This is a genomic window from Nocardia sp. NPDC050710 (assembly GCF_040654375.1).
GTDB lineage: Bacteria > Actinomycetota > Actinomycetes > Mycobacteriales > Mycobacteriaceae > Nocardia.
In genome coordinates this window covers 35,787-59,129 of sequence record NZ_JBFAHV010000018.1, presented here as the reverse complement: position 1 = coordinate 59,129, position 23,343 = coordinate 35,787, and the positions used below count along the sequence as shown (strand labels likewise).

Here is a 23,343-nt window from a genome sequence, read left to right as displayed (position 1 = left end):
ACTCGTCCGACTCCACGCGAACCCCCGATAGTCACGCCACAAATCGCGAGCGGTCCTGGTAGAACTGGGGCCAGCTCAGCCCAACGAAGTGCTGCCCGGGGAGCTAGCGCCACTGGCAGATGTCGTCCGGACTGTTGGGTACCACCCGCGTGGTACCCAACAGGTATGATCAGAGGTGTGAGTTACGAGTGGTGGTTCGGCGTTTTCACCGTCCTGGCACTGGCTGGGGTTGAGCGCCACGAGGTGATCGAGGTGCTTTACGCCGAGCGTCGATGGCCCCGACGTGCCGTCGACCCTGTGACCGGCCTGTCAGCGTTGACCATCTGGGGTCGCACCGACGAAGGGCGGGCACTGATCGTGACCCTCCGGGCACTGTCCGGCTTCGACCACCAGATCGTAGCCGTTCAGCAGATGACGCCGGATCAACTGCAGGAATTCAGCAAGTGGGAGAAGACGCGATGAGCACAAACGTTTGGCCCGACACCCCCGAAGACATGGCCGCTCTCGCCGCTCGCCTCCAGTACAGCGACGAAGAAGTTGAGCTGCCGCCGACACCAGGCCCTGAGGGCATCATGGTGTCTCGCTCGCTGAAGATGCCTCTAGAGCTGGACAAGCGCATCAAGGATGCCGCGACTGCTCGCGGCATCACGCAATCCATGCTGATGCGACAGCTACTCGAGATGGGTCTCGCGGCGCTGGAGCTCGATCACCCCATCTCGCTCGGCGACGCGATCAAAGCACTGACCAGTCTGCCGAAGACCGCGTAAACACGCGGGTCGTTGCCCATGTAGACACGTGCAACAGCCCGCTTCAACAGTCGGACGCTGGCAGTTGTCTCGGTCGCCCTCGCCAGCGACTGTGTTCTAGCCAACCGGTGGCCGCTGAGATGACCTGCCACGGTGGCAACGGGTCGCGTTCAACGAGGGTCTGCTCGGGCCCGGTACCTGAATAAGTCGTCGAACGCGAACGGCAATCAGGTTCTCGGTGATCCGATTCCGCCGACGTTGGACGATCCGCAGACGATGCTGCTCGTCGGTGAGGTTGTCGAGCCACTCCAGCGCGCGCGCCACCCCGTCGAACGGATCTGCTCAACCAGGCAGGTGATGGCGGCGGTCATGGCTCCGCGTTCGATGCCCAGCACCTGCAGCGCCGCGGCGAGGCCACGTAGCCACTGTCCCTGTAGCGGCTCACATCGGCGATCTTGCCCCACCTCACCGGGAAGTCCGAAAGGATCGGCCAGAATTCGACCGCTCCCCTGGACGCCGTCGGCCGTACCCCGATCGATACGTCGACGGCGCCAGCAACAGTTGAATATGCGACCTCACCAGTCACCCCTTGGGCTGACAGCTCACAGGCATCAGCGACGAACAACGGACCCGGCGCGATCGGCGGCCGCGGAATTCAGGTTGACCGGGCGTCTACCTTCCCTTGTTGCAGATGGCACCCAAACTGGGTGTGCTCAGCGATTGCCCGCAATCGCCTGGTTCCCAGACTCTGGAATGGAGGGAAGCCCAGGCGATTTCGGTCGGCATACCGCGGAGGCTGCTTGATCCCCTCGCGAGGAAAACCATTGCGCTCCCAGTCGCCGCGGACGACGGTTCCGGCCGACAGGGCGTTGCGCGCGCACCTGAGAGGACACCATGACCGACACCAGCTCTGATCAACGCCTCATCGAACCGGCACCTATCAGAACGTTGCACCTCGGCCGGGTCACGGTCAGCTACATTCCTGACGGGTTCACTCCGCTGAATGCGCGCAAGTGGTTTCCGGGCACCACCGATGAGTTCTGGGCTGAGCACGCCGAGTACCTCAACGACGACGAAGACTTGATCGCCCCCGTCAGGAGTTTGCTCGTCCAGAGCGAAGGCCGTGCGATGCTGATCGACGCCGGATTCGGGCGGCCCTTCGGGCTACGGGAATTCCCGACTCCCTTCGGAACGCTGCAGGGCGGAGCGATGTTCGATAGCCTCGCCAAATTGGATGTCGAAGCCAGTGACATCGAAGTCGTGGCTCTCACACACTTAGATGGCGATCATGTCGGCGGACTCTGGCAGCTAGCGCCAGGAGCGTCGCGGCTGCCGTTCGCCAATGCGACGGTGGTGGTTTCGGCCGATGAGTGGGCCCGCCCCGACCTAGCTGAAGAACGCGGAACGTTGCCCTTGATCCTGGACGCGTTCGCCTCCCAGGTCAGCGCTGTCGGGGACGGCGATGAGATCTTCCCGGGCGTGCGGGTTGTCGCGCTGCCGGGTCACTCAATCGGACATGTCGGGTATGTCATCAGCTCCGGCGGGCGCAGGTTGATTGCGTTCGGTGATGCTATGCACTCGCCCATCCAAATCGGACACCCTGACCTCGCAGCGGTCGTCGACTACGACCCAGCACAGTCCACCGAAACCCGCCGATGGCTCATCAACGAACTCGCGCGCCCCGACACCCTCGGATTCGGCGGCCATTTCCCAAACAGCCCATTCGGCCGCGTCAAGATCAGGAGCGGCGCTGCGTTCTGGGATCCGCAGCTGTAGAGCGAGATGGCTTTCGTAGACCTCCGCCTTGGTGCGGATCACGTCTCCGGCATCGGCCGCCTCATCGGTCAACGGATCATCGATCTCGGCCCAGTCGAACGCCAGCCAGTCGCGAACCTCCGACAAGCCCCGGCGCCGCGGTGCGCGGCGGCGGCATTCGTGAAGATCTTCTTCTGACTCAGTCGGCCTCGGGTGCGGGGTCGGACTTGCCCTTGACGACCGACCACCGATCCCACACCGCAGCGGCGAGGGGATTGCGTTGCCGCGGAAGATCTTTCACAGCACGGTCGAGTGAGGCCGGGGTCGGGTCGTGGAATGTCAGTGCCTGCAGCAGCCGTTCACCGACGTTGGGCAGTGTGATCACCGTCGGGATGATCTGCTCGAGGTCGTGGGCGCTGGCAGTGGCCGACTCGACGCTGCCGGCGCTGAGCAGATCAGTGAACAGGAAAGTGTCGATGAGGTGGATCGGTTCCAAGGTGACCACGAGCCCGCGCACCGGCCGGTCCGCGGGGATGCGGGCAAGTTCTGGGATCTTCTCGGCAATCAGGCCCGCAGTGCGGTCGATCTGATCGCGGGCGCGCTGGACTCGCCCGGCCAGGATTTCCAGGCCGGTGTCGTCGCCGATGCGGGCGCTCTCGGTCGAACGCAGTCCTTTGGCCTCAACCAGTAGCACGAACGCGTCGAACACCACGATGTAGTCGACAGTGCGTTTGTTGTCGCGGCCGTAGGTGATTTCCGGATAGACCTGCGCACCATAAGGTTCCAGCAACTTCAGGTGCGGTCCCAGGTGTTTTTCGAACGAGTCGCCCAGCGCGCGTGGGAAGTCGTCGCCGAAGTGGGTGGAGCCTGTGAAGAACAGGCCCAGCGGCGTGATCTTGTGGAGCAGATATGGGCTGATCGGCAGCCGATACCTGGTGCCATCGGTAATCAGCGGGGTGGACAGCAGCGGATTCGACAGCCACAGCTCCCTGCCTGCGACCCCGCCGCGGTTCTCGTCGTTCTTCGCGATCGTCTGCACCGTGGCCAGGTCGGCGGCCAGGTGGGCATCGATGACCATGCGCGCTGTGGCGGCGTCGGCGCCGCCGAACGCGCCCGCGTGCGCGTACTCGGCAATATCCGCATCGGTGAAACGGCCACCGCGCACGCTCGCACCCACGAACACCGCGAACACGATCGTCATGTACACCGGCAGCGACACGCCCAGCACGGCCTCCCAGTCGCCCGAGGTCGGTAGCCCGCGCACCGTCGGGTCGTGTTCGACGAGCAGACTCAACGTGCGGACGATGTCTTCGAGGTCGCCATAGTAGTAGAAGTGCTGCTGGTAGGACATGCGCGTCATCAACCGCCGCATCGCGGGGCTGAATAGCACACCCTCACCGGGGACATCGGGTTGATCGACCTCGATCGCCAAGGCACACAACTTCTCCAACGCACCGTAGGGCACCGGTTCCTCGGCCCGAAAGACCATCGCTTCGGCCAACGCGGTGCGCGCGATCGCGGCCAGCGTGAACTGTCGAACCGGATCACCGGGGCGCTGGTGGACCCCGTTCACCCAGTCGGACTGAATCCGCGCGCTCTGCTGGCCCACCATGTCCAACAGCAGATCCCGATGGAACCGCCGCACTTGCTGAGCGAACTCGCGGTAAGGCACTCGCCGGTCATACATCCGCTCGATCATTCCGATCCTGCCGCACCGGCGCCAATCAATTCCGGACACTCACGCGAACCCGCCGGAGAACAACGTGACCGGATTCGGCGCGCCAGCCACCAGGATGTACCGGTCCCACCGTCGGTGACTGTCGCACCACGATGCGGTGCCGGGCCGGAGCGAAGCTGTCCTCATCCGGGCCATGGTGCGGCGATACTCGGCAGCAATGCCGCGGACACGGGACTGCGGAGCGGTATCGTGCGGCCGAGACTCAGCGCGTATTGCCGTGCGGCCGCGCCGAGCTCGCGCCGTTGCTGTGACTGCGCACCACTGGCATGTCCGCTGCGGACAGGTTTCGGCAGCGACGTTGACCGCCGCGCGCCGAATCCACAGCAGCCGGACACAGCGCTCCGCATGTGCACCGGCACATCATCCCCTGCTGCCACGGTGACATTCCCGATGCCCGCATGGCTCGGCGGCTACCGCCGGATGGAGCCGGTCACTACGCTCGCTCAGGAGCGACATGTGTCAAAGACATTGCCGCACAGCCGAAAGGGACAACTGATGGGCGATCTGAGTTCAGGACAATCCCAGCGGACCCAAGCCGAGGTCTATCGGTCTCGGACGAGACCGTCCAACGAGATCCCCGCCACGGTGGCGGTCGACCGAATCCTCGCTCGCACCGACGATATCGCCGCAACCTTGACCGGTGCGCGCGTGTTCAGCGCGGGCATCGAACTGACGATCGAGGTCCATCTGCGACGCCGCCGAGCGGGTCGTTCCGTCCTGGATGTGTTCGGTCGCGGATATCAAGGCGGAAACAAAGATCAGATCCTCATCGGCATCGAGTTCGACGACGGCCGCACCGCGACCACCCTGCGGCAACCGGAATGGGACGCCCCCGAGGACGTACCTGTGTTGAGCTCCGGGGCCGGCAGCAGCAGCGATGTGCACGGCACCACGCACCTGTATCTGACACCGCTGCCGCCGCCGGGACGGTTGTCGATCATCGTGGCCTGGCCCGCCTACGACATCGCAGAGCATCGCGTCGAACTCGACTCCGACGCGTTGCGTGCCGCAGCCGGTCGCGTGGTAGTGCTGTGGCCGCTGGAGTTCGAAGCCGACCCGCAGCCCGAACCCGAAGTCGAGCTGCCGCGGTTGGAGCCGGGCGGCTGGTTCGCCCACGTAATCGGCTACTAGGTTGCACATCATCGTTGCAGGAGACGCTGTGGGGCTCGGCGCAGCGCTATAACCGAGAACCCCGGCTGCACCCCGTCCTGTTCGGTCGGTGCCCCTCGTCACCGCGTAGTATTTTCTACCACGTGCGTCCGTGCCGGGCGCACGGCTCATTGTCCCTTCGAGGGTTGGTTCAGAACGCCGCGGATGTGCCGCGCCAGCAGAACCGACGCTGAAGGAGACCATGGATGTCGGACCGTTTCTGGCGGTTTCATTGGGCCGATTGCCCTGAGTTCTCAGCTTCCCATGCGTGGTCGGCGTTGTGGGGTCGGGCGCGGTCACCGGACGGATCGCAGACTCGTTGCGAGTGTGACGGCGTGCCGCAGTTCGACTTCCGTGACTGCCGCGGACTGCCCGACTCGGAGGTCGCGGACTGCGGGACATGCGGCGGCACCGGTCAGGTCGTGGTCGATTGCATGTTGTGTGAGGGGACGGGGTGGCAGGACTGCGTACGCGGCTACTCCTGCTTCGCCGATCCCGAGCAGCTGGTTTCCTATCTGCGCGAGCGCGTCGGACCGGTCGGTGACAGCGACGGTGCGGTCATTGTATTCGACGGCTACCAGGTTGACACCGGCTTCGATGACGAGCCGACCGTTATCCCGGAGACTGTCGTGGCACGGCGGACGTGGACTCAGTTCCTGACCGACCTGCGGCAGGCCGTCCCGTGACGACACGAGCGCAGATCCTGGCACGTCAGGAGATGCTCACCCAACGCGTGGCCGAGGTCTTCGATGAATTCGGCGGCCGCGCGGGCGCGGCGCGAATCGCTGAAGTACTGACCAGCCGAGGACTGCCCACCAACAAGCAGGCGGTGCGCTTGGCCATGCGCAAACACGGTCTGCGCGCCGCCCGGCTGCCGCTGCCCCGTGAGGAATTGACCGAACGCGTCATCGCGACCTTCCACACGCAGCGCGGCGAGTTCGGGGCCCGACGTGTCGCGATCGAACTCGCCCGCGACGGCGTTCCAGTCAGCGAAGCGACGGTGGCGAATATCCTGCGCGAGCGCGGGTTACGCGCTCAACACTATCGCGGACCGGGTACCGGGCCAACGCAACACGGACCGGTGAGATTGACCTCGAACCCATTGCAGCGGGTCGGCGCCTGGGCACTGATGGTGCTCGCTGGCGTCGATGATCCGGGCCGGGGTCCCGAGTCGTTGACGCCAGCGGAGGTCGACACCGCGGTCGCGGTGATGTCCACGGATGTCGCAGACACCGCCGATATGCAAGACACCAAAGCGCCAGGATCGTTCTGGCTGGCGGCGTCGTATCTGCTGTGGCCGAATTCACCGATGAACCACGCCGGCCGCACCAAAATCCCACCGGCACAACGCCGTCAACGAATCCAGAGGTGGCGCACCTATCCGACCGGCTCTATCGGGGTGCCGTGTTCGCTGTGTGGGTTGGACGCTTGCGGCTGGTACGGCAAGGTCGACATCCCGTTGGGCGCGCCCATCCACCATCACAACACCACCCCACCAGGACACCAGGGACAACCCCTGTGCCCAGGCTGCCTGGCAAGCCTGCACGCCCTGCCCTACGGCTGCCACATCAGCCCAACCGCCTATGCACTGCACAGCTGGGATGACCACTTCCTGCGACGCGCGGTGACCCAACAGGTGGGACAGACACGGGAACAAGCCCAGGCCAGCGGCCCATTGAAAGCACCTGGTCGCGGCGCACGCGAAGCCGCCGCCCTGGGCGTCATCGCCCGACACGACCAGCCCTTCACCTCCGACGTCGAGCTGATCGGGTTCAGCAACAACAACCGTGACCCGTATCTACGGACCTGGGCCCTGGCGCAACCACTGGCCGAGTGGTTGCGCTGCACACTGCGCGATCCTCGATCCGCGGCAACACTGGACCAGCTGGCGCACATGATTGCCACCCCCGAATCCAACGCCAACACACTCGCCTGGTTGGCATTTCGTGCGCCGGATCGGATCCTCACCGCTGCCGCCGGCCGTCTCGGCGCCATCGGACTCGGCAACGAGATCGACGCCAGGACAACGGCCGAATTGGCCGGATTGTGTATCTCGCTAGCCCGGGTCCTGTAGGCGTATATCAACTCGACCGTGCTCCGTGCACTCGACCAAGCGCTGCGCGGCGGCGGTCGCCAAACTTCTTGCGTGCTCGACACGCCCGAGCGCAGCAGGCGTTCGAGCAGTAGCGGCGCCGCGGGTTCGCATCGCGCGGCAGCGCGGCGCGGCAGACAGTGCAACGTCGCGGGGTCTTCACCGAACTTGAGCCGATCCGCACGAGTTCGAAACGTCGCTCGCCCGTTTCGGGCGGGCAGTCTGCGGCTCTACCAGTAACGTTCGATCGGCCACTGCTCGGTGCGCGAGTGCGGCCGCGGTGATCAGTAGCTGTGTCCGGGTGGCGGGATCCGCCATAGCTGCGACAGCGGCGGGAGGACTGCGGTGTCGGCGTTCGGGTCGGCGCGCAGCGCGCGGATGAACCCATCTACAGTGAATCCCGCGGCCAGGACCTCCGCGAGCAACCGCGCGGCGGCGTTCGTCGAATCCATGCGCCACATCGTTCCCCAAGCGCATTCGCCGCAAATAGGAAGTCGTGTATCTGACACCAGAATTCGGCAAATCGGACGCGTCCGGGTAACAGTTCGGCAAACCTGCTGCCGAAGAGGTAGCGCTGTTCTACGCTCGGCGCCGCCCCAGGGATCCACCGGGGACCGCACAGCGGTGGGTGACGCCCGAGCCCCGCAATCGCTGTCACGTGGTGGGATCCATCCCTTACCGGGCTCCACCAGCGGCCCGTTGTGATCACCGCGCCGGGAGCCGGAACTGTCCAACAGGTGCGCGCGATGGTGCTGCGTGGGATACAGCGGCGTCAACGACTTCCTGCTGGGTGAGGCCGGCGTCGAGTCGCGGTCCACGCGCTCGCCTTGGCAGCGTGCGCCACTCGTTGCGCTGCGCTTCGGTTCGTCGGAACTCCGGTGTCGGCCAGGGTGAATCACCTGTTGCGGGTTGTCGGGCGGGTCCTGGCCGACAGGTGGCCGAACTAGAGCTCTGTGACGGGGCGGGCCAGGTGGAAGCTGCGTAGTGCCCCGTCCAGGCCGATGTGCTTGCGCACGAACGGCGAGAGCCGCGCCGCGTCGGCGTCATCGACCGGGTACCCGCTGGTTACGCAACTCGTTCAGCGCACGGTTAGGTGTGGTGGCGTGTTCGTTCGCCGATTCCGGGGCCTGCGGGAACCGCACTCGTGGAGGTGTTTCGTGGTCACGACCGATGCGGCGCCGGGCTGGACCAGCGGCCGAGTCGACGAAGATCCGGAAGTGGTTCGCCGACAGACCATTCGATGACCGCGGTACCGCGGTCTCGGTAGTGGGCCTGCTTGGCTGCCTTGCGCGCCAGGTACTCCGGATCTTCGCGACCCCAGACCTCGACCACCGTTGTAACCGGGGCATCAGTGAGCACGAAGTCCGGCAACACCAACTCCGTCGCGTCGTAGCGTAACGGCTTCTCGAACGCGACCCCACCCGCCACAAGAGCAGCGGTCATGGTCAACTCGTGGCTCGAATCTGCCGGGACGAAGGTCGGGCTGGTCAGCATGACCGCCATGTCGATGATGGCAGCATGCCCGCCCGGACTGCGTTCGATGGCGAACACACCGATCCGGCGCCCTCCAGCTTTTCTCGCGGCCTCGGAATAGGCGTTGGCGAACCTGGCACGCACCGTCTCGTGCAGCCGCTGCGAGGCGACCAACAGTCTTCGATGATGACAGAGGTCGTAGCGGATGTTGCCTCGACCGGTGTGACCGACCGCGCGGATCTCCCCGAGCACCAAACCCCGATGCGCGGTCTCCCCCTGGGGTCCCAGACCGGCGAGGAACTGCTCAAAACGGGCGGCCGCGGCATCGGCAGTCTCGGGTCGAAACGGGGGGACCACGTATAAGACTTCTGAGAGCGGCTGCCGGTTCACGGTGGTCTCTGCGATCCGATCGCTCAGCGCCGCGTGGCAGTCGCGCCACATTCGCCGTGGCTGGGATGGCTGCCAGGAATTGAGCCGACCGACCTCCCACAACCAGTGCACAAGCCCGAGAAGGGTCGCCGATCTGCGGCCCGGTCGCGCCTCCCGCTCACTCGCCTCCGGAGTGGTGCTCGCTGCCGCGGCCGCGACGGCCAGGCGAAGCGCCACATCGACGCGGATCGAGACACCGTCCTCGGTCTCGCGAATTGCGCTGTGGGCGTAGGCACTTCGCCCGGAGTGCTCAGCAGCACTCTCATAGAACGGACACGCAGTCGCATGAAGATGGGCCTCTCCCGGCCAGCGGGCAAGAAAGTGGCGCCCGGACTGGGTACGGCGGATCACCAGCTTGCGACCAGCCGGATGACACAGACACACCGCATGCTGATCCTCACTGCGGGCGCGGGTGAACGCGTCCCGGTATGCCTCCGGGTCGGCGCGCAGGTCCGCCAGCCGGTAGCGGCGTCCCGCCAAGCGCACCTGATCAGTGTTATCCATGCCCCTCCTACTCCACGGGCCGGACCTAGAAGCCAACCCTCCACCGTAGCGCCGGCCACCGACACCAGCGGCCGTGCACGCACGCCCTACCGGTCCGGCTGGAGCTTGCTGCCAGGCCGCAGTCGTTCGATTGGAACTGCCTCGACGTGATCGAAGGAGTCCAGTCCAGGATCAGCAGGGCGCGGCCTGGTTCGCCCGGGAACTCGACTCTGTCCAGTATCTTTGAGCGGCAACTGGTTTCGTGTAGGACGTCCGGTTTCAGGAGGTCGTGTTGCCGACGAACGGACGGTCGACCGGCGGAACGGATGAGCGCTGGTGCTGGTGCCGTGTTGCAGAGCGCACGGGGCACGGCCATGACCGAGGTAGGTGGTCGCAGGGCAGTTCGCGCCGCGCGACCGCTATGCCACCGAATGCGGGGAGTGCTCGGTGCTGGTTCGTGCCGACAGTGGAGTCGTGTGCGCGGACCGCACCCACGGGCCACTGTTGCGGTGCGTGAACTGCATGGCGATCAGAGACGATCCCGACGCCGAAATCCCGCGGATCACCCCGGCGCCGCCGAATTGATCACGGTGATGGTCTTGGGGTTCACCCTTGGTCCCGACGCCGTGCGTGCCGCGGTCCTGCCATCGGCCAACAACCCGCGGCGATAGGTGTGCCTGCACGCGGGGATTCGACGCGGTATGCGTTGTCCGGGAAGGTGTCGCACAACCGGTGCACACTTATGTGGGCTGGTTTGAGCACGCACATGGGAGGGATCACCGGGATGGTCGACCAAACGGTATTGGGGCAGTTCGCTTTCCGGAATCGGTTCGCCACCGAATGCGCGCGGTGTTCGGTACTGGTGCTGGCCGACGGCGGCGTCGTCCGTGACGACCCCGTGCACGGGCAGATCGTGTTGTGCCTGACCTGCGTGAACATCGATCACGACCGGCACGCGGAGATCCGGTATGTCACACCTGGTGCGGCACAATGGATTACCGTTCTCGTTCTAGGATTCACCCGCCGCTGCTGGCACTGCGCCGCCGAGGTGGTGTGCGTGTCCGGGCTCTATCCGCATCGGCCTGGCCTTGCCGCACACCGACTGATGACCACCCACGACGAGCCGGGCCGCGGGATGGCCTTGGCCGCGCGAATGCTCGACCGGATCGGCCGCCGAGACATCACCGCCACGATCGAATCGGTCTTCAGCCAAACCCTCCAAGCCGACACGATGGCCGTGCTCTGCCCACACTGCCGCAGCATGCAGGGCAACTTCTTCGTCATCGAGGAAACGACGCAGCGTTACCTGACCGCTGGCCTCGAGGGCCTCGACGTCCTCGGCCACGCTCCCAGCCCGACCCGCGAATGGCAACAGATCGTGCACCACCCCGACCTGTCGTGGATGCTGTTCGGCACCGCATAGAGAACAGGCCCGCACCGCCCCCTGCCCGCACCGAAGCCGACCTGGCCTAGGTGCCGAGAGGGCAGGGCAGTGGGATGCGCTGGATCCGGCCGCCGTGGTCCGGCTGATCGGTTGGGTGTGGCGATCGCGTTGTGCGCGTACGTTCTGCTACTGATCACCACGGCCATTGTTGGTTAGCGACGGTGCCGGTACGCGCGAACGCCCGCGACGATGAATCCCGACGCGGCCACCAACAAAGCACCGCTGGCGTTGCCCGACGATCACCAAGACGATCGCCGCGCGCCATCAAGGCCCACCAACGCAGCGGACCGAGGGTAGGCCAGGGCTCCCCGGCAATCAGACTGGCGCATACCGCTGGACGAACCGATCTCCGAGCCGACCGAGTTTGCGACGGACCGACTGGCCCCTCCTCGGGTCCTGTCCGCATTCGACGGCGGCCTGGGCCCAGGTGAACGATCTACCGCCCATGGCGTAGGCCACCGCGATCTCGCGCTCACCTTCGGTCAACTGCGCCAGGACACGCTCGACGCGCGGGTCGAATCCTTCCACCCGGTACAGGACCCGCTCCGGACGCGGCTTCCACAGCGGCTCGAGTGCGACCGGAAACTCGCCACCAGTCACATCCAGCGAGTGCATCCGCAGATCGCCCTTCGCCTTCGACCCGAGCAGGTCGGAGTTGAGACGCGCTTCAACGCGGCGGATCCGTTTGAGGGTCGGAATGGCGAGATCCGGCTCAACGTGTTCCCAACTCGGATCGAACAACGCGGCAATCACTGCCACCAGCACCCGCCTAGTGACCCTCTTCAGCCCCAGCCACCTCCTTGCGAACTCGGTGACCACCTCATGGTCGTTCCGCAGGGCGGCCGCACGAGCTCGCAACGCCGCGCTCCTTCCCCGACCAGCCAACAAGTAGCCGAAGTCATCGAGCCCCGTCCACCGACCGAGCAGATCCGAGAAAACCGTCTGCAAGCCGTCCATCACGCCGTTGCCGTCCATCGCGGCGACGTTGCCGTAGGCCGCGCTCATCACCGGCTCGGCGACGATGCCGCGCACCATCGCATCCATCGCGTCGCCGAACCACTCCGTAGTGTCCACCGGCTGCAAGAACGCCGTCGTGTCCATGGGTGGGAAGAACGCCTTCGTGTCCACCACGGACGCGAACAACGCCGCGGTGGACACTGATCCGGTGATCGCCTCCAGCAGCTTCGAATTCGCCTCCGCCATCCCCGGAATCTCGAAACCCGGCAGATCCATAGACCGGATCCATCCGCCGATCTCCGCCGTGGCGGCGAAGGACTGCGTCGAGATCACGTCGGCCACGGGCGCGAAGAACTTGAGGGTGAGCACCGATCCGGCGACGTCGGCGTAGGCCGCACTCATCAGCGGCGCGGAGACGATGTCGCGCACCATCGCGTCCATCGCGTCGCCGAACCACTCCGTGGTATTCATCGGCTGGAAGAACTGCGTGGTGTCCATGGACGGGAAGAACGCCGTCGTGTCGATCGGCGAGAAGAACGGCGTCGTGTCCACCACGGACGCGAACAACGCCGCGGTGGACACCGATCCGGTGATCGCCTCCAGCAGCTTCGAATTCGCCTCCGCCATCCCCGGAATCTCGAAACCCGGCAGATCCATAGACCGGACAAGGTCTTCCGGCATAGGCGGAAGGAAACTCTGCGCGTTCTTCGCCAGCGCCGTCACCGGCGCCACGGCGCGTTCGAGGTTTTGGTGTGCGTCCGCAACGATCCCGGCCGCAGGCTGGGCCCGGCCGATACGCCGACGCATCGCGTCCACACGATCCAGCGCAGGTTCGGCCAGCATCTCCTGCTCGGCTCCGTCAGTTTCGGCATCGGTCGACTGGTTCTCGTCGTTGTCGTTCACTTGGTGTCCCCACGTTTCGTACGGATCGGGCAATTTCGAGCAGCCCTCATTCCTCAGGCAGGCCAGGAGACGAAAACGACAAACAATCTTTGTGATCTGGAACACATCACGTATTCGGCTGTCTACCAGGATAGATAGCCGATCCGACAATATCGGGACAGCTCGATATGCCAGCGCCCGAACATCGACGATGCCCTGTCAGCAGGCGTCAGCACCTTTCGTGGCGCAGCTCGTCGAGGAAGGTCTCGGTCACGTCGGTCAAGTGGGGTCGGGGCGGTCCGGGAGGATGATCCCGAGTGCGTCGATGACTTCTTCGACGGTGCTGTTCGGCGGGCCTCGCCTCCGATGGTCCATTTGATGGTGATGTCGATGTCTTTGCTGAAGCGCTCGGCGAAGTCCAGGATGTCGTCGATCAGGTCTTCGAGGTTCTCGTAGTTGGTGTCGCGAGCGCAGGCCCTCCCGCGCCCGTCGTGCTCGCTGTCACCGTAATGCCCCAGTGCCCGCTGACAATTCGTGAAGCGATGTCGCTACTGATTTTCGACCACCCAGCCCCGGGCACTTCGCTGGGAGCTCTACATTTACCCGGGTAGTGCCGTTGTCAGCTGTCCCGCTCCAGGAGAGGTCGACCACATGTCCACCAATGGTGTTGCCGCCCGCAGATACGACCAGCAGGTCAAAGACTCCGTTCTCGAAGCGTTGCAACAGCGACTCGCGAACGCCGAGACGACGAATGCGGCAGTGTCCGCGACCGCCGCGCAGTTCGCCAACCTCGACGGTGGCGGGCCGTCGACATCGACCGTCCGCAACTGGGGTGAAACCGCAGGGCTGATCACACCATCGGCCAAACGCACCAAACCTGCCCGCAAGCCCGCCAGCGGCCGCCACAAGGCCGACGCCGTCCAGGTCGCCACCACCGAGCCCGTCGACGACACCAGCCCCGCCGCGCCGACCCTCACCGAACCGGATGTTCCCGAGCCCAACGACGACGTCGATGCCATCCGGGCCGAGGCCACCGCACCACTGTTGGCAGCGCTGGACGAGAAGGACCGCGAGATCGCGCGGCTGCGCGATCTCGTCAGCGACGCCGATATCGACCTGATCGCCCGTAACAAGGAACTCGAGGAAGAACTCGCCATGCTGCGCCCGCTCACCGAGCTGTACCTGAAAAAGCAGCGCACCACCAGCTGACGCACTTCCGCCAGCGAACAACTATCGCGGCCGGTCGCTCGATCACGTTCGGAAAGCCCTCACCCCAGGTCGCGGGCCCATTCCGGTGGATCGTCGCCGGTGTCGGCCCATGTCGCTCCACCGGTCCAGAAAGGGTCTATATGGCACGTGCGGTCGGTGTCGGTGTGGCACTCGCCGGTGTGCTCGGTGAGCAGCAGCCAGACGCTTTCGCGCTGGGCAGGTGCAGGCTGGTCCGCCAGGTGTAGCCGGGTGGCTGCTTGCGGAGGTCGGTGAGCGCGTGGGTCCCGGTACCCCGGCCCCACTTGTTCCGACAGCTTGACATTGCCGTGTACACGGCAACCGTTACAGATTCGACGGGATCCGACCTGCGGGAATCCTCAGAGCCTCAAGGTGCAGGAAGGTGTGCACGTTGTGGGATTTCGAATGTCCGCCGTTTCGACCCGATCCGGGTAAAGCGGTCCGGCCGGCTCCAGTGTGGCAGGGCGATAATCCCGGCGAACTGATCGCCAATCCCGGCCTTGCGCAGTTTCTTCCCGTGCGCAAGTCCGTGCTCGACGGCGCGCACGTGTGGATCACGTTGTGCGAGCCTGGGTACGAGGCGGCGGGGCTGTGGCAGCAGTACCGTGACCGCTACGACCAAACAGGTCTGTGGCCGCTGTTCATCACCCCCGAGACCTGGAACTCGTGCCCGACCGACACCGACCTCGACTTCAGAATCACTACCCTCGCCGACGTCAACGCCGACAGCATCCAGGACGGGCAGGACTGGCTCGACGCGGAATACGCAGTCGAGCAGCCGCATTCGGTCGAGGACGGGGATCCGAGCTTCCGCACCGACGAAGACTGGTCCGATCCCGTGTTCGCTGCGGCACGGCAGAATTTCCACAGCTTCGACTGGACCGACATCTGGGAAACGATCGGTAAAACCTTCTACCAGATGCTGCTGGTACCGACGCCGTATCCGTGGCTCGTACCGGGGCTGCTGGGATGGGACGGGGCATGCAACGCCGGTATCGGCTGGCGCGAACACGCCAGCGTCTTACGCCGTTGGCAGCAGCTGTGGGGGTCGGAGCTAATCGCCCTGGAATCGGACATGATGTGGCTACGCCACCTGCAGCCGGTCGACGACAGGGACACGGCGCTCTCGATCGCCCTCGAGGCGTACCTCTACTGCCCCGATGCCGTGAACCAGTGCCACCTCAGCTTGGACCGCCTGGCCAAAGCGATGCTCGAACCGATGTGGCAGCTCTGGTGGGACTAGGTAATTCACACCGCCCAAGCACACCCAGTGGCAACCGCGAACCAACCACGATCCTGAAAGACCGCTTTCGCCGCCGTCTCGACGCGCGGTCGAACGGTCCGGAGGCGGGTCCGGTTGTGCCGATCGGCGGATCCCGATTCGGGTGGGGCCGCGGTCAGTAGGCGAAGGAGGTCAACACGGTACTCGGGTCGTTGGATCGTGCTCCGTATATGGCGGCGTGCCATTCGGCACACAGTCGCCGCCAGGCCGGCCATGCCATGTCGTCGAGATCGACCGCCTGACCGTCGCCCGCGTCGAGCCGATCGAGCACGGTGCGGGTATCGCCTGCCGGTGTTTCGGCGGAACGCATCGGCCGCTGCGCGATCCCGACGCCCCCGACGACGAATGAGCCCATCCTGTACCGCGGGACGCCGGTACCACTTCGATGCCGCCTACCCTGTCGCGATGACCATCCCCGATTTCACGTTCCGTGAGGGTGATTCGACACCGGCGGAAATGCACGAGACCAATCTGCTGGGCTGGATCGTCGGCGAGGAGGCGCTGCTGGTCGTACTGCCGCGCTACACCGTCGCCCACGTAGACGACGACGGGAAACTCACCAGCGGTGACGAGTTCGAACGCCTGGTGCGCGCGCACGGTGGCCGTCCGATGCCCGACCTGGACCTCGAGTTGGCACCGACCGCACCGTGGCAGGTACACATCGACCAGGCCGCCGCGACGGTGACCGTCACCGGCCCGGCCACCCTGGGCAGCCTCTACGACGGCGGCCTCGACGCCAACGCCGAATGGCACCGCCTGGCCACCCGGCAACACCTCCAGCGACAGGGCATAGTCGTCATCACCGGGTCTTGTCGACCCACGTTCGAGGCCGCGATGGACATGATCGCCTCCGGCCGCGCCAGCTGGGCGCGCGCAGCGCTGCACCTCACCGGAGCCGCCGCATAGCGGCTGCTCCGGTGAGGCCCTGGCGGTGACGAGTTCGGCTCTGGCACTGGCGGATTCAGCGACGACGGCGTGCCGCCGGGTCGGTGCTGGCCTGCCAGGCCAGCAGCGCGTCCTTGCCCGGTCGCGCGTACTTCGCCAGCGACCGCATCGAGGTGTGCCCGGACAACGTCATCAACATCGGCGTGGACGCCCCGTCCTCGGCCGCGTGGGTCAACCGGGAGTGCCGCAACTGGTGCAGCGTGAACGGGCCCCCGGTGAACTCGCCGGTGCTGTCTTCGAACAGCTCGGCCGCCCGCCGATACGACAACCGGGCCCGCCCGCTGCCCGGATCGGTATCAGCCACCGCCACATGCGGTTTCGCTTTCCGGTCGGTCAGGAACAACGGTCCGGCTCGGCGCCCGGCGAGCATTCGCGGCAGCAGCCGGGCGGTGCTGCTCTGCCACGCAACGATATCGACGATGCCGCCCTTGCGCCGCACCTGGGGGCACCGGTTCGCGGTGTCGAGATCCGGAACGTCGAGTTCGAGTAGTTCCTCTGCGCGAGCGGCGGTTTCGTAGAGCATCGTCCACAGCACCCGCTCCCGCAGACCGACATCGAGACCGAGGATCGCGCCCACTTCGGCCCGGGTGATCGCCCGGGACCGGTCCGCCGGCACCGTCCGCGGCCGCAACCGTTGAACCGGGTCACCGACCAGCCAGCCCTGCTCGGCCCAGTAGGTGCAGGCCGCGCGCAGCGCCGCGAGCCGGACGTTGAACGTCTGCGCCGACGCGCCGCCCCATCGGAACCGGAACCAGCCATCGACCCGGTCCGGATCCAGCAGTCCCACATCCGAATCGGCGCCGAACGCCTCGACCAGCGCCTCCAGCGCGATCCCGTACCCGCGGCGAGTGTTGGGCGAGACGATCGTGCGCACGTAGATATCGCGCGCGTCGCCGAGTCGCACGCTGGCCCGGATCGAGCGGACCGTGCCCGGCTCAGCCATCACGATCCGCGGTCGCCGGACTCGGCGCGAGGTGCAGATCGGGGTAGAGCTGCCGGTATTCCTCGCGGTGGCGGGCGAAGTGCTGCCCGCCGAGTTCGGTGAGTACCAGCATCGAGGCGGGCCATCGTTCGGTGATGGCGGGGTCGGTCAGCTCGATCATCTCGGCCAGCGCACCGGCGGGCCACCCGCTCAGGTGCTGGATCGGTGTGTCGGTGCGGGCGAGGTCTTTGACCTGGTTGCGCAGCAGGCCCGGCCGCATCGTGGCGATGCTGTCGGGCACCGGCTTGTCGCGGCTGATCTCGCGCAGCAGCATCCGCTGCAACCAGCAGCTTCCCTTGCCGGTCAACGCCACCAGCTCGGACAGGATCCGGACATCAGCCTCGGCGAGCAGGTGTTTCGGTGTGCGGATCCGGTGATCGGCCAGCCCGCCATGGGTGACGTGTGCGGCGGCAGTCCGGTCGGGTACGTCGATGTCGGGGTAGAGCCCGCGGTAGCACGCGGCGTGGATCTCGTAGTGCCGCCGCCCGTTCGCGGTGGCCCGGACCCGGCTCTCCCGCAATCCGTATTCACCGCTGCGGGTGGTGAACTCCTCGATCCAGGGATCGTAGGCACGGTTGCGCAAACGTACGAGGGTCTCCCAGCTCGGCGTGCCCTTCGCGTGCAGGACCAGCCCGTCCTCACCCGCGGCGTACAGGGCAGCCAGAGCGTTGAACGACACCCGCGACAACAGCCCGCGCGGCACCGAGACCGGCGCAGCGACACCGGCACCGTGGCGGGCGGTCGCGCGCCCGAAGGTGCTCAGCCGCACCCGAATCCGGGGGACCATCATGTCCAGCAACGGCACGTAGATGTGATCGTGGGTGACCTCCACCAGGCTGCGGCGCTCCAGTGCCGCCAGCGTCGATCCGGAGCCGGGGTCGTGCTGTTCGGCTTCGCGCAGCTTCGACTGCACCGAGGAGTAGCCAGCGATCGCCTTGGGGAGCTTGATGTCGTAGAGGATCTGCCGCCATTCCGATGCCGGCGGGGTCTTCTCCCAGTTCGCCGACCGGCGGCGGATGTCGGCCTCGGCCGCCTGGTCGAAGTCCAGGATCGTCGAAAGGTAGAGCCGCTGGCGCGGATTCAGGCCCGCCCACACGGCCGCGGCCTTGCTCGTCGCGGTCATCGCCGCGCGCGTTGTCCGACCACGCGGGCGAGTTCGGGCAGCCCGGCCTCGTGCAGCCGAGTGGCCAGGGCTTCGTCGGTGAGGATGTCCTCGCCGAGCATGGCCTCGATCTCGCCCAGCTTCGCCACATCGATCGCCATCAGGGGTCTCCCTCGTTCTGCCAGCCTCTACCGCAGATAATTTACCGAGTCACCCCGGCGCGGTACGGATGTCGCGCCACGTCGAAGATTCTCCATTGCGGTCACCGTCCGGCTGGTCACCACGAACTCGCGACAGATGAATACGCGCCTCCGCCAGTCCGGACCGCCGAATACGCCACCCTCAGAAGGGAACCCGGATTCATCGCCTACCAGCTGCGCAAGGACCGCCCGACCCGGACCGGCTAGGCGTGAGCGGGATGCCAGAATCAGGCATGCCCCATAATGCCTGCCTGATCGTGATTTCCGGGCCTCCTGGCGCCGGCAAGACGGCCCTGGCCCGTGCTCTGGGCCAGCGGCTCGGTACCCCGGTCGTGATCCGCGACGAGATCAAGCAAGGCATGGTCATCACCGCCGCCGACGACGACCGATCCGGGGACGAGCACGACGCACTGAACATCCCAGCGCTGAACGCATTCTTCGGCACCCTCGAACTCCTCGTCCGTGCCGGGGTCACCTGCGTCGCGGAGGCTGCTTTCCAAGATCGCCTCTGGCGGCCGAACCTGCTGCCGCTGACCGAGATCGCCGACATCCGCATCATCCACTGCACGGCACCGGCCGCAGTGCTGCGCGACCGCATCGTGCACCGCGCCGGTGCCGACCCGCACCGGCGGGCGCACGACGACAGCGGGCTGATCACAGCGATCGCCCGCGGTGAGCACACCTTCGTACCGGTGAACCTGGATGTACCCAGTCTGACCGTCGACACCAGCAACGGCTACAGCCCCGACCTGGACACTATCGCCCAATTCGCCATCCACCACGTCATCTGACTGCCGCGGCCCGACCACCGCCCTGAGGTGATTGGTCACCTGCTGCTGTCCGAGTATGGCAGCGCCGAGACTGTCTCATCATGCCCGCCTCACCGGTTAGGCAGATCCCTCCGCCAGACACCGAGCGCGACAACAGGCGTAGTGACGCCACATCCTCGACCTGCCATGCGCAGACCGTCGCGATTCGCGACCTCGCGTACTTGGTGCAAAACCGATCGACAGCAGAGGCGTGAGACAGTCATCTGCAAAGACGCTGGTGTCGAACCCAGCCAACGGCCGCCGCACCCTCACTGACATGTGCGTCGTATCCGTTCGAGAAGGCGCTGCCTGTCGGTCAGGATGTCGAGCAGATACACCATCGGCACCAGGACGATGTCGGCTGGCAACCGCCCACTGTGCTCGGCGAGGATCTCAGCGTTGTTGTTGAAACCGTGAGTGGTGTTGCGACGCGCATTCCACAGTTGCTGGAGTCGCGATTCAGTGGTCGCATCGGGATTTGGGCCGGGGATGAAGAACTCGTCGGCGACTTGGGTTGCGGCAGTCAGCGCCCGGTAGGCCGCTGCCATGATCAGTGGTCTGATGCGAGCGGGTACCCGCTGCTCGATCGCCGTGATCCGCTTCTGGATTCGATTGGGGGTCATGAGTTGACCGATTCCGTTACTGCCGGTGAAGCTGTCGCCGAGGATGTCCATCGCGGGGAACATGAGCATCAGCTGCGCGGTCCTATCGCGAGGATGACGAGCGATAGCGCTGATGCGAGACAGGAGCTGCTCGAGGTTCAGCATCCACCGCTGGTGTGCCTCAGGTGCGTAGAAACCATTCCCGTCGACGTAGGTGGTGGGGCTGAAGATGTCCAGCATCGTGCTGTTGACCCTTCCGGCCCACCAGTCGATTGCCTCGGAATATGCGGCTTTGTGCAGAGTGGTGTCGTCTAGAGAATCCGCGTCGAAGCCTTGGGAGGTGTTGTAGTAGGTCAGCTCCTGCAAGGAGTCGAGAGGGTCGCGGCTGGCGCCCGATCTGCGACCGCCGATCTGCCGGCCGAACGTGTAGACGATGATTTGTCCAAGGCGAGGTGCGCCGAATCCCCACATGGTTGGGGAGAGGTTGCCGAGAAGCGGTGCGAAGTAGAGTCCACCGAAAATCGTTCCCTCCAGGAGTGCGCCTGACGATTGAAACGCAATCTTGTCTGGATCCGCCTTCGAGCTTTCGATGATCTCGTCCACAGTGTTGTGCTTGAGCCGGAGGAAGACCTGCGGGAGTTTCGACCAGCGGTAGGCGATATCGGCGATCCGAATGTCGTGGACCGAGTGTCTCGGGAACAACGGTTCGGTCGATCCGTCGTCGTGCGTCAGTTGGAGCGAAGCAAGCATGTCGCTCCCCCACTTGATCGTTGCTGGGACTTGGTCATCGGGTACCACGACCAGCATCTGGATGATTCGGTCGAGCCGGGAGGGGAGAGTGGGATTTGCGTCAAGCTCTTGAGCGAGCTGGTTGAATCTGTCCGACAAGTTGGTCGGCATTCCCCCAGGAACTCCCGGCGTGGGTGTGCTGGAGACGTCGAATCTGCTGCGTGAGAGAGCTGGTCCGCGCAAGGTGCTGGCCTTGACGAGATCGGCTGGTTTTGCCGAGACCTCCCAAACAGGAGCAGATTCCGATGGGCGCCGGTCGACGCGCAAACCGAGGTGCTCCATGAGGCCAGCGGGGTCCCCGCCGTACAACTGCGACGGAAGATCGATCTTCATGGTCTGACATCGTGACACGCGCAGCCGCAATGTCATCCGCCCGATCTGTAGGCCATCACGGAGCTCCCGTGAACAGCCACTACCTGAATGCCGGTCCTACCAGTCCGCAACCCAGACGGCGTCGATCTGGTCAAGGATGCGAGTTGCGGTCGAGATCGGTTTTCAGGGGTTGGCCAAGGCATCGAGGGTAGTCATCTTGTAGCGAGCCGGCCCAGACCCCAGACCTGACACGCGATTCAGACTGGCACCCGGGACATCTCAACGGCGCCGGACTCCACGTTACGGGGTAGCTATCCCGACCAACACCGCCCGACCACCACGGCTGAACGTGCAGGCCACCCTTTGCCTAACTGTGGTGGTCGAGACGCCGGTTCCGCGGTGTTGATCTCCAAGGCCAGTTGTTCGGGGCCGATCGAAAAGGGGGGGTGACCTAGTCGGAATCCGCGGGCACGAGAAGCAACGCCCGATACCTTTGCGGCCAGTTGTTCAGGGCAGTCTCCGCGGTCGGGACCACGCTCACCCAATCCGGGTCGCCATCCACCGCGACCTCGACAACCCGGAAAACCGGCACCCCACGCGCACCCAACCGCACCAACTGACCAACCTCGAACATATGTGCAGCCTAGCCCGCGCGGTCGACAGGAATGAGGTCACCGCGGGTGGTGCGCGGCGCGTCAATCAGGGCTGTCGCTGCGAAGCGCTGCAAGGCAACTTCGGGATGCCGTTGCAGCTCTACCTGGCAGCTTTGCTCGGTGGCCTCGACGTCCTGGGCCCGTCCACCCGCGCGCCCTCGCGGCGATATTGCTGTCGAGTTCTCGCTAGGCTCCCGCAGGCGTCAACGCAGAAACACCGCACCCGCTTCCGCCTTCGTCCGGCCGTCGGCGAAGCGCATCGATAGAGGCGCGCGGCCGGTTGATCTCGTCGAGTGGGCACTCTGCAACGCAGCCCGGTGAGGTTGTGCAACTCGACCTTGTGCCGACGCTTCAGGTACCGGAAGGACACCGTCAACACTGCGGCCCGGCCGGTCTGGGGCGACGGCCGCGCATCCCGCAGCACCTTGCCGACACGTCGGCGTCGGCGGGGCTGCATCTCCCAGCGGACGCCCGAACCGCTCCTGATCGGCTCGAGGTGGTTGGTGTCGTTGTGGATCGTGCTGTCCACCAGTCCGGCCGATGGCATGCGCCAGTACGAACCCGGCCAGCACGTCGGTCTCGAAGTCGGCGAGTTCATCCTCTGTCGCTGGAGACCGGAGCTCCCGCAGATCGCGCACGGCCGCAATAACCAACCCACGCTTACCTTCACCCGCACTGAAGAAGGCCCAGCCCGATCACAATCCGATCGGCCGGGCCGATGTCGCTTCCGTGGAGGATTCGGCGCTGATGACGTGAAGGATTGCCCAGGTCCAGGCCGAAACGGGCAGGGTGAGAGCGGTTGGAGGGATCAGGAACTCGTCGACTGTTGGTTGCCTGAGGGACCCGATGGCGCTCCGCTGCTGATCCGTGAACGCGTCAACGTATGGCGCCGGTAGCTGCCAGAGGCAGTCCATGACCATACTGTGCGGCCGACTCGAGGACCGGCCGCACAGAGAAAAGCTGTGCGGCCAGGTCCTTCATGGCTAGCTACGAGCTCGCGGTATCCGGAAAACGATTCCGTCGGTGTTGTCGAACCACTCACGTGCGGCCTTGAGCGCCCGCCAACCCAGATCAGTCAGCAGCCATCCGGCGATAACCGGCGCGGACCACTGAGCGCCAGCGTGCACGACGTCCCACGCCGGGGTCGCCACGATGGTCAACTCGATAGCCGGTGCGGCAACGACATCGACGCAAAGCCCCACCACAAGCCACCTGTGCCTGCGGGCGAACACCGGCCGCCGGCACGGGGGTGACCTTCGCCAATGTAACCGTGTACATTCACGGACCGTCTC

The 23,343-nt window shown here is 65.5% G+C and carries 22 protein-coding genes; 11 read left to right on the top strand and 11 right to left on the bottom strand.

What is annotated here, in order from left to right:
* Positions 1–177: 177 nt before the first annotated feature.
* The 3 genes from AB0H61_RS26305 (at position 178) to AB0H61_RS26295 (ending at position 2,522) form a co-directional block, all read left to right on the top strand.
* On the top strand, positions 178–462 hold the full coding sequence (locus tag AB0H61_RS26305) for a hypothetical protein (protein WP_357309416.1): 285 nt from the start codon (positions 178–180) through the stop codon (positions 460–462).
* Positions 459–767 (top strand): CopG family transcriptional regulator, encoded by a 309-nt coding sequence (locus AB0H61_RS26300; protein ID WP_357309413.1) that lies wholly within the window; start codon positions 459–461, stop codon positions 765–767. Before AB0H61_RS26305 ends, AB0H61_RS26300 begins: the two co-directional genes overlap by 4 nt.
* Before the next feature lie 873 nt (positions 768–1,640).
* Positions 1,641–2,522, top strand: coding sequence for an MBL fold metallo-hydrolase (locus AB0H61_RS26295; protein WP_357309411.1), 882 nt, complete (start codon positions 1,641–1,643; stop codon positions 2,520–2,522).
* A gap of 178 nt (positions 2,523–2,700) precedes the next feature.
* Here AB0H61_RS26295 and AB0H61_RS26290 read toward each other — a convergent pair whose 3' ends face one another.
* Positions 2,701–4,200 carry a hypothetical protein gene (locus tag AB0H61_RS26290; protein WP_357309408.1) on the bottom strand — a complete coding sequence of 500 codons (1,500 nt, stop codon included), beginning with the start codon at positions 4,198–4,200 and terminating at the stop codon, positions 2,701–2,703.
* A gap of 495 nt (positions 4,201–4,695) precedes the next feature.
* On the opposite strand from AB0H61_RS26290, the gene AB0H61_RS26285 reads away from it, so the two are divergent.
* The 3 genes from AB0H61_RS26285 to AB0H61_RS26275 all read left to right on the top strand — a co-directional run bounded on the left by AB0H61_RS26285 (position 4,696) and on the right by AB0H61_RS26275 (position 7,462).
* Positions 4,696–5,370, top strand: coding sequence for a hypothetical protein (locus AB0H61_RS26285; RefSeq protein WP_357309405.1), 675 nt, complete (start codon positions 4,696–4,698; stop codon positions 5,368–5,370).
* Positions 5,371–5,723: 353 nt separating this feature from the next.
* Positions 5,724–6,074: a hypothetical protein gene (locus tag AB0H61_RS26280; protein WP_357309402.1), complete on the top strand. Its 351-nt coding sequence runs from the start codon at positions 5,724–5,726 to the stop codon at positions 6,072–6,074.
* Positions 6,071–7,462 (top strand): IS3 family transposase, encoded by a 1,392-nt coding sequence (locus AB0H61_RS26275; protein WP_357309399.1) that lies wholly within the window; start codon positions 6,071–6,073, stop codon positions 7,460–7,462. The genes AB0H61_RS26280 and AB0H61_RS26275 overlap by 4 nt, the downstream gene beginning before the upstream one ends.
* A gap of 302 nt (positions 7,463–7,764) precedes the next feature.
* Here the strand turns inward: AB0H61_RS26275 and AB0H61_RS26270 are convergent, their stop codons facing one another.
* Positions 7,765–7,932: a hypothetical protein gene (locus AB0H61_RS26270; protein ID WP_357309396.1), complete on the bottom strand. Its 168-nt coding sequence runs from the start codon at positions 7,930–7,932 to the stop codon at positions 7,765–7,767.
* 709 nt (positions 7,933–8,641) lie between these two features.
* The gene (locus tag AB0H61_RS26265; protein WP_357309394.1) at positions 8,642–9,886 is read right to left on the bottom strand and encodes a DUF1173 family protein; all 1,245 of its coding nucleotides are present in this window, start codon (positions 9,884–9,886) and stop codon (positions 8,642–8,644) included.
* Positions 9,887–10,649: 763 nt separating this feature from the next.
* Here AB0H61_RS26265 and AB0H61_RS26260 point away from each other — a divergent pair.
* Positions 10,650–11,288, top strand: coding sequence for a hypothetical protein (locus AB0H61_RS26260; RefSeq protein ID WP_357309391.1), 639 nt, complete (start codon positions 10,650–10,652; stop codon positions 11,286–11,288).
* Between the two features lie 336 nt (positions 11,289–11,624).
* Here AB0H61_RS26260 and AB0H61_RS26255 read toward each other — a convergent pair whose 3' ends face one another.
* Complete coding sequence (locus AB0H61_RS26255; protein ID WP_357309389.1) at positions 11,625–13,169, bottom strand: hypothetical protein; 1,545 nt, start codon at positions 13,167–13,169, stop codon at positions 11,625–11,627.
* Between the two features lie 630 nt (positions 13,170–13,799).
* Here AB0H61_RS26255 and AB0H61_RS26250 point away from each other — a divergent pair.
* Positions 13,800–14,357, top strand: a complete 558-nt coding sequence (locus AB0H61_RS26250) for a hypothetical protein (protein WP_357309386.1) — start codon at positions 13,800–13,802, stop codon at positions 14,355–14,357.
* 409 nt (positions 14,358–14,766) lie between these two features.
* On the top strand, positions 14,767–15,618 hold the full coding sequence (locus AB0H61_RS26245) for a DUF4253 domain-containing protein (protein ID WP_357309383.1): 852 nt from the start codon (positions 14,767–14,769) through the stop codon (positions 15,616–15,618).
* A gap of 154 nt (positions 15,619–15,772) precedes the next feature.
* On the opposite strand, the gene AB0H61_RS26240 is transcribed toward AB0H61_RS26245, so the two are convergent.
* Positions 15,773–16,012 carry a hypothetical protein gene (locus AB0H61_RS26240; RefSeq protein ID WP_357309380.1) on the bottom strand — a complete coding sequence of 80 codons (240 nt, stop codon included), beginning with the start codon at positions 16,010–16,012 and terminating at the stop codon, positions 15,773–15,775.
* Between the two features lie 50 nt (positions 16,013–16,062).
* On the opposite strand from AB0H61_RS26240, the gene AB0H61_RS26235 reads away from it, so the two are divergent.
* Entirely contained in the window at positions 16,063–16,563 is a 501-nt protein-coding gene (locus AB0H61_RS26235; protein ID WP_357309378.1) for a hypothetical protein, read from the top strand.
* A 55-nt stretch (positions 16,564–16,618) separates the two neighbouring features.
* Here the strand turns inward: AB0H61_RS26235 and AB0H61_RS26230 are convergent, their stop codons facing one another.
* The 3 genes from AB0H61_RS26230 to AB0H61_RS26220 are packed head-to-tail and all read right to left on the bottom strand — an operon-like array spanning position 16,619 to position 18,847.
* Entirely contained in the window at positions 16,619–17,545 is a 927-nt protein-coding gene (locus tag AB0H61_RS26230; protein WP_357309375.1) for a site-specific integrase, read from the bottom strand.
* The gene (locus AB0H61_RS26225) at positions 17,538–18,707 is read right to left on the bottom strand and encodes a hypothetical protein (protein WP_357309373.1); all 1,170 of its coding nucleotides are present in this window, start codon (positions 18,705–18,707) and stop codon (positions 17,538–17,540) included. The genes AB0H61_RS26230 and AB0H61_RS26225 overlap by 8 nt, the downstream gene beginning before the upstream one ends.
* Positions 18,704–18,847: a hypothetical protein gene (locus tag AB0H61_RS26220; protein WP_357309370.1), complete on the bottom strand. Its 144-nt coding sequence runs from the start codon at positions 18,845–18,847 to the stop codon at positions 18,704–18,706. Before AB0H61_RS26220 ends, AB0H61_RS26225 begins: the two co-directional genes overlap by 4 nt.
* Positions 18,848–19,119: 272 nt before the next feature.
* On the opposite strand from AB0H61_RS26220, the gene AB0H61_RS26215 reads away from it, so the two are divergent.
* Positions 19,120–19,677: an ATP-binding protein gene (locus AB0H61_RS26215; protein ID WP_357309368.1), complete on the top strand. Its 558-nt coding sequence runs from the start codon at positions 19,120–19,122 to the stop codon at positions 19,675–19,677.
* Positions 19,678–19,964: 287 nt separating this feature from the next.
* Here the strand turns inward: AB0H61_RS26215 and AB0H61_RS26210 are convergent, their stop codons facing one another.
* The 3 genes from AB0H61_RS26210 to AB0H61_RS26200 all read right to left on the bottom strand — a co-directional run bounded on the left by AB0H61_RS26210 (position 19,965) and on the right by AB0H61_RS26200 (position 23,253).
* On the bottom strand, positions 19,965–21,419 hold the full coding sequence (locus AB0H61_RS26210; RefSeq protein WP_357309365.1) for a hypothetical protein: 1,455 nt from the start codon (positions 21,417–21,419) through the stop codon (positions 19,965–19,967).
* A gap of 430 nt (positions 21,420–21,849) precedes the next feature.
* Positions 21,850–22,032, bottom strand: a complete 183-nt coding sequence (locus AB0H61_RS26205; RefSeq protein ID WP_357309362.1) for a hypothetical protein — start codon at positions 22,030–22,032, stop codon at positions 21,850–21,852.
* A 1,002-nt stretch (positions 22,033–23,034) separates the two neighbouring features.
* Positions 23,035–23,253, bottom strand: a complete 219-nt coding sequence (locus AB0H61_RS26200) for a hypothetical protein (protein ID WP_357309360.1) — start codon at positions 23,251–23,253, stop codon at positions 23,035–23,037.
* Positions 23,254–23,343: the final 90 nt, after the last annotated feature.

Excerpts from the sequence above, each read along its gene's own strand:
- AB0H61_RS26240 (WP_357309380.1), bottom strand. The coding sequence starts at position 16,012 with ATGGGCTCATTCGTCGTCGGGGGCGTCGGGATCGCGCAGCGGCCGATG.
- AB0H61_RS26225 (WP_357309373.1), bottom strand. The coding sequence starts at position 18,707 with ATGACCGCGACGAGCAAGGCCGCGGCCGTGTGGGCGGGCCTGAATCCG.
- AB0H61_RS26295 (WP_357309411.1), top strand. The coding sequence starts at position 1,641 with ATGACCGACACCAGCTCTGATCAACGCCTCATCGAACCGGCACCTATC.
- AB0H61_RS26265 (WP_357309394.1), bottom strand. The coding sequence starts at position 9,886 with ATGGATAACACTGATCAGGTGCGCTTGGCGGGACGCCGCTACCGGCTG.
- AB0H61_RS26205 (WP_357309362.1), bottom strand. The coding sequence starts at position 22,032 with ATGTTCGAGGTTGGTCAGTTGGTGCGGTTGGGTGCGCGTGGGGTGCCG.
- AB0H61_RS26220 (WP_357309370.1), bottom strand. The coding sequence starts at position 18,847 with ATGGCGATCGATGTGGCGAAGCTGGGCGAGATCGAGGCCATGCTCGGC.
- AB0H61_RS26210 (WP_357309365.1), bottom strand. The coding sequence starts at position 21,419 with ATGAAGATCGATCTTCCGTCGCAGTTGTACGGCGGGGACCCCGCTGGC.
- AB0H61_RS26235 (WP_357309378.1), top strand. The coding sequence starts at position 16,063 with ATGACCATCCCCGATTTCACGTTCCGTGAGGGTGATTCGACACCGGCG.
- AB0H61_RS26270 (WP_357309396.1), bottom strand. The coding sequence starts at position 7,932 with ATGGATTCGACGAACGCCGCCGCGCGGTTGCTCGCGGAGGTCCTGGCC.
- AB0H61_RS26300 (WP_357309413.1), top strand. The coding sequence starts at position 459 with ATGAGCACAAACGTTTGGCCCGACACCCCCGAAGACATGGCCGCTCTC.
- AB0H61_RS26250 (WP_357309386.1), top strand. The coding sequence starts at position 13,800 with ATGTCCACCAATGGTGTTGCCGCCCGCAGATACGACCAGCAGGTCAAA.
- AB0H61_RS26215 (WP_357309368.1), top strand. The coding sequence starts at position 19,120 with ATGCCCCATAATGCCTGCCTGATCGTGATTTCCGGGCCTCCTGGCGCC.
- AB0H61_RS26260 (WP_357309391.1), top strand. The coding sequence starts at position 10,650 with ATGGTCGACCAAACGGTATTGGGGCAGTTCGCTTTCCGGAATCGGTTC.
- AB0H61_RS26290 (WP_357309408.1), bottom strand. The coding sequence starts at position 4,200 with ATGATCGAGCGGATGTATGACCGGCGAGTGCCTTACCGCGAGTTCGCT.
- AB0H61_RS26230 (WP_357309375.1), bottom strand. The coding sequence starts at position 17,545 with ATGGCTGAGCCGGGCACGGTCCGCTCGATCCGGGCCAGCGTGCGACTC.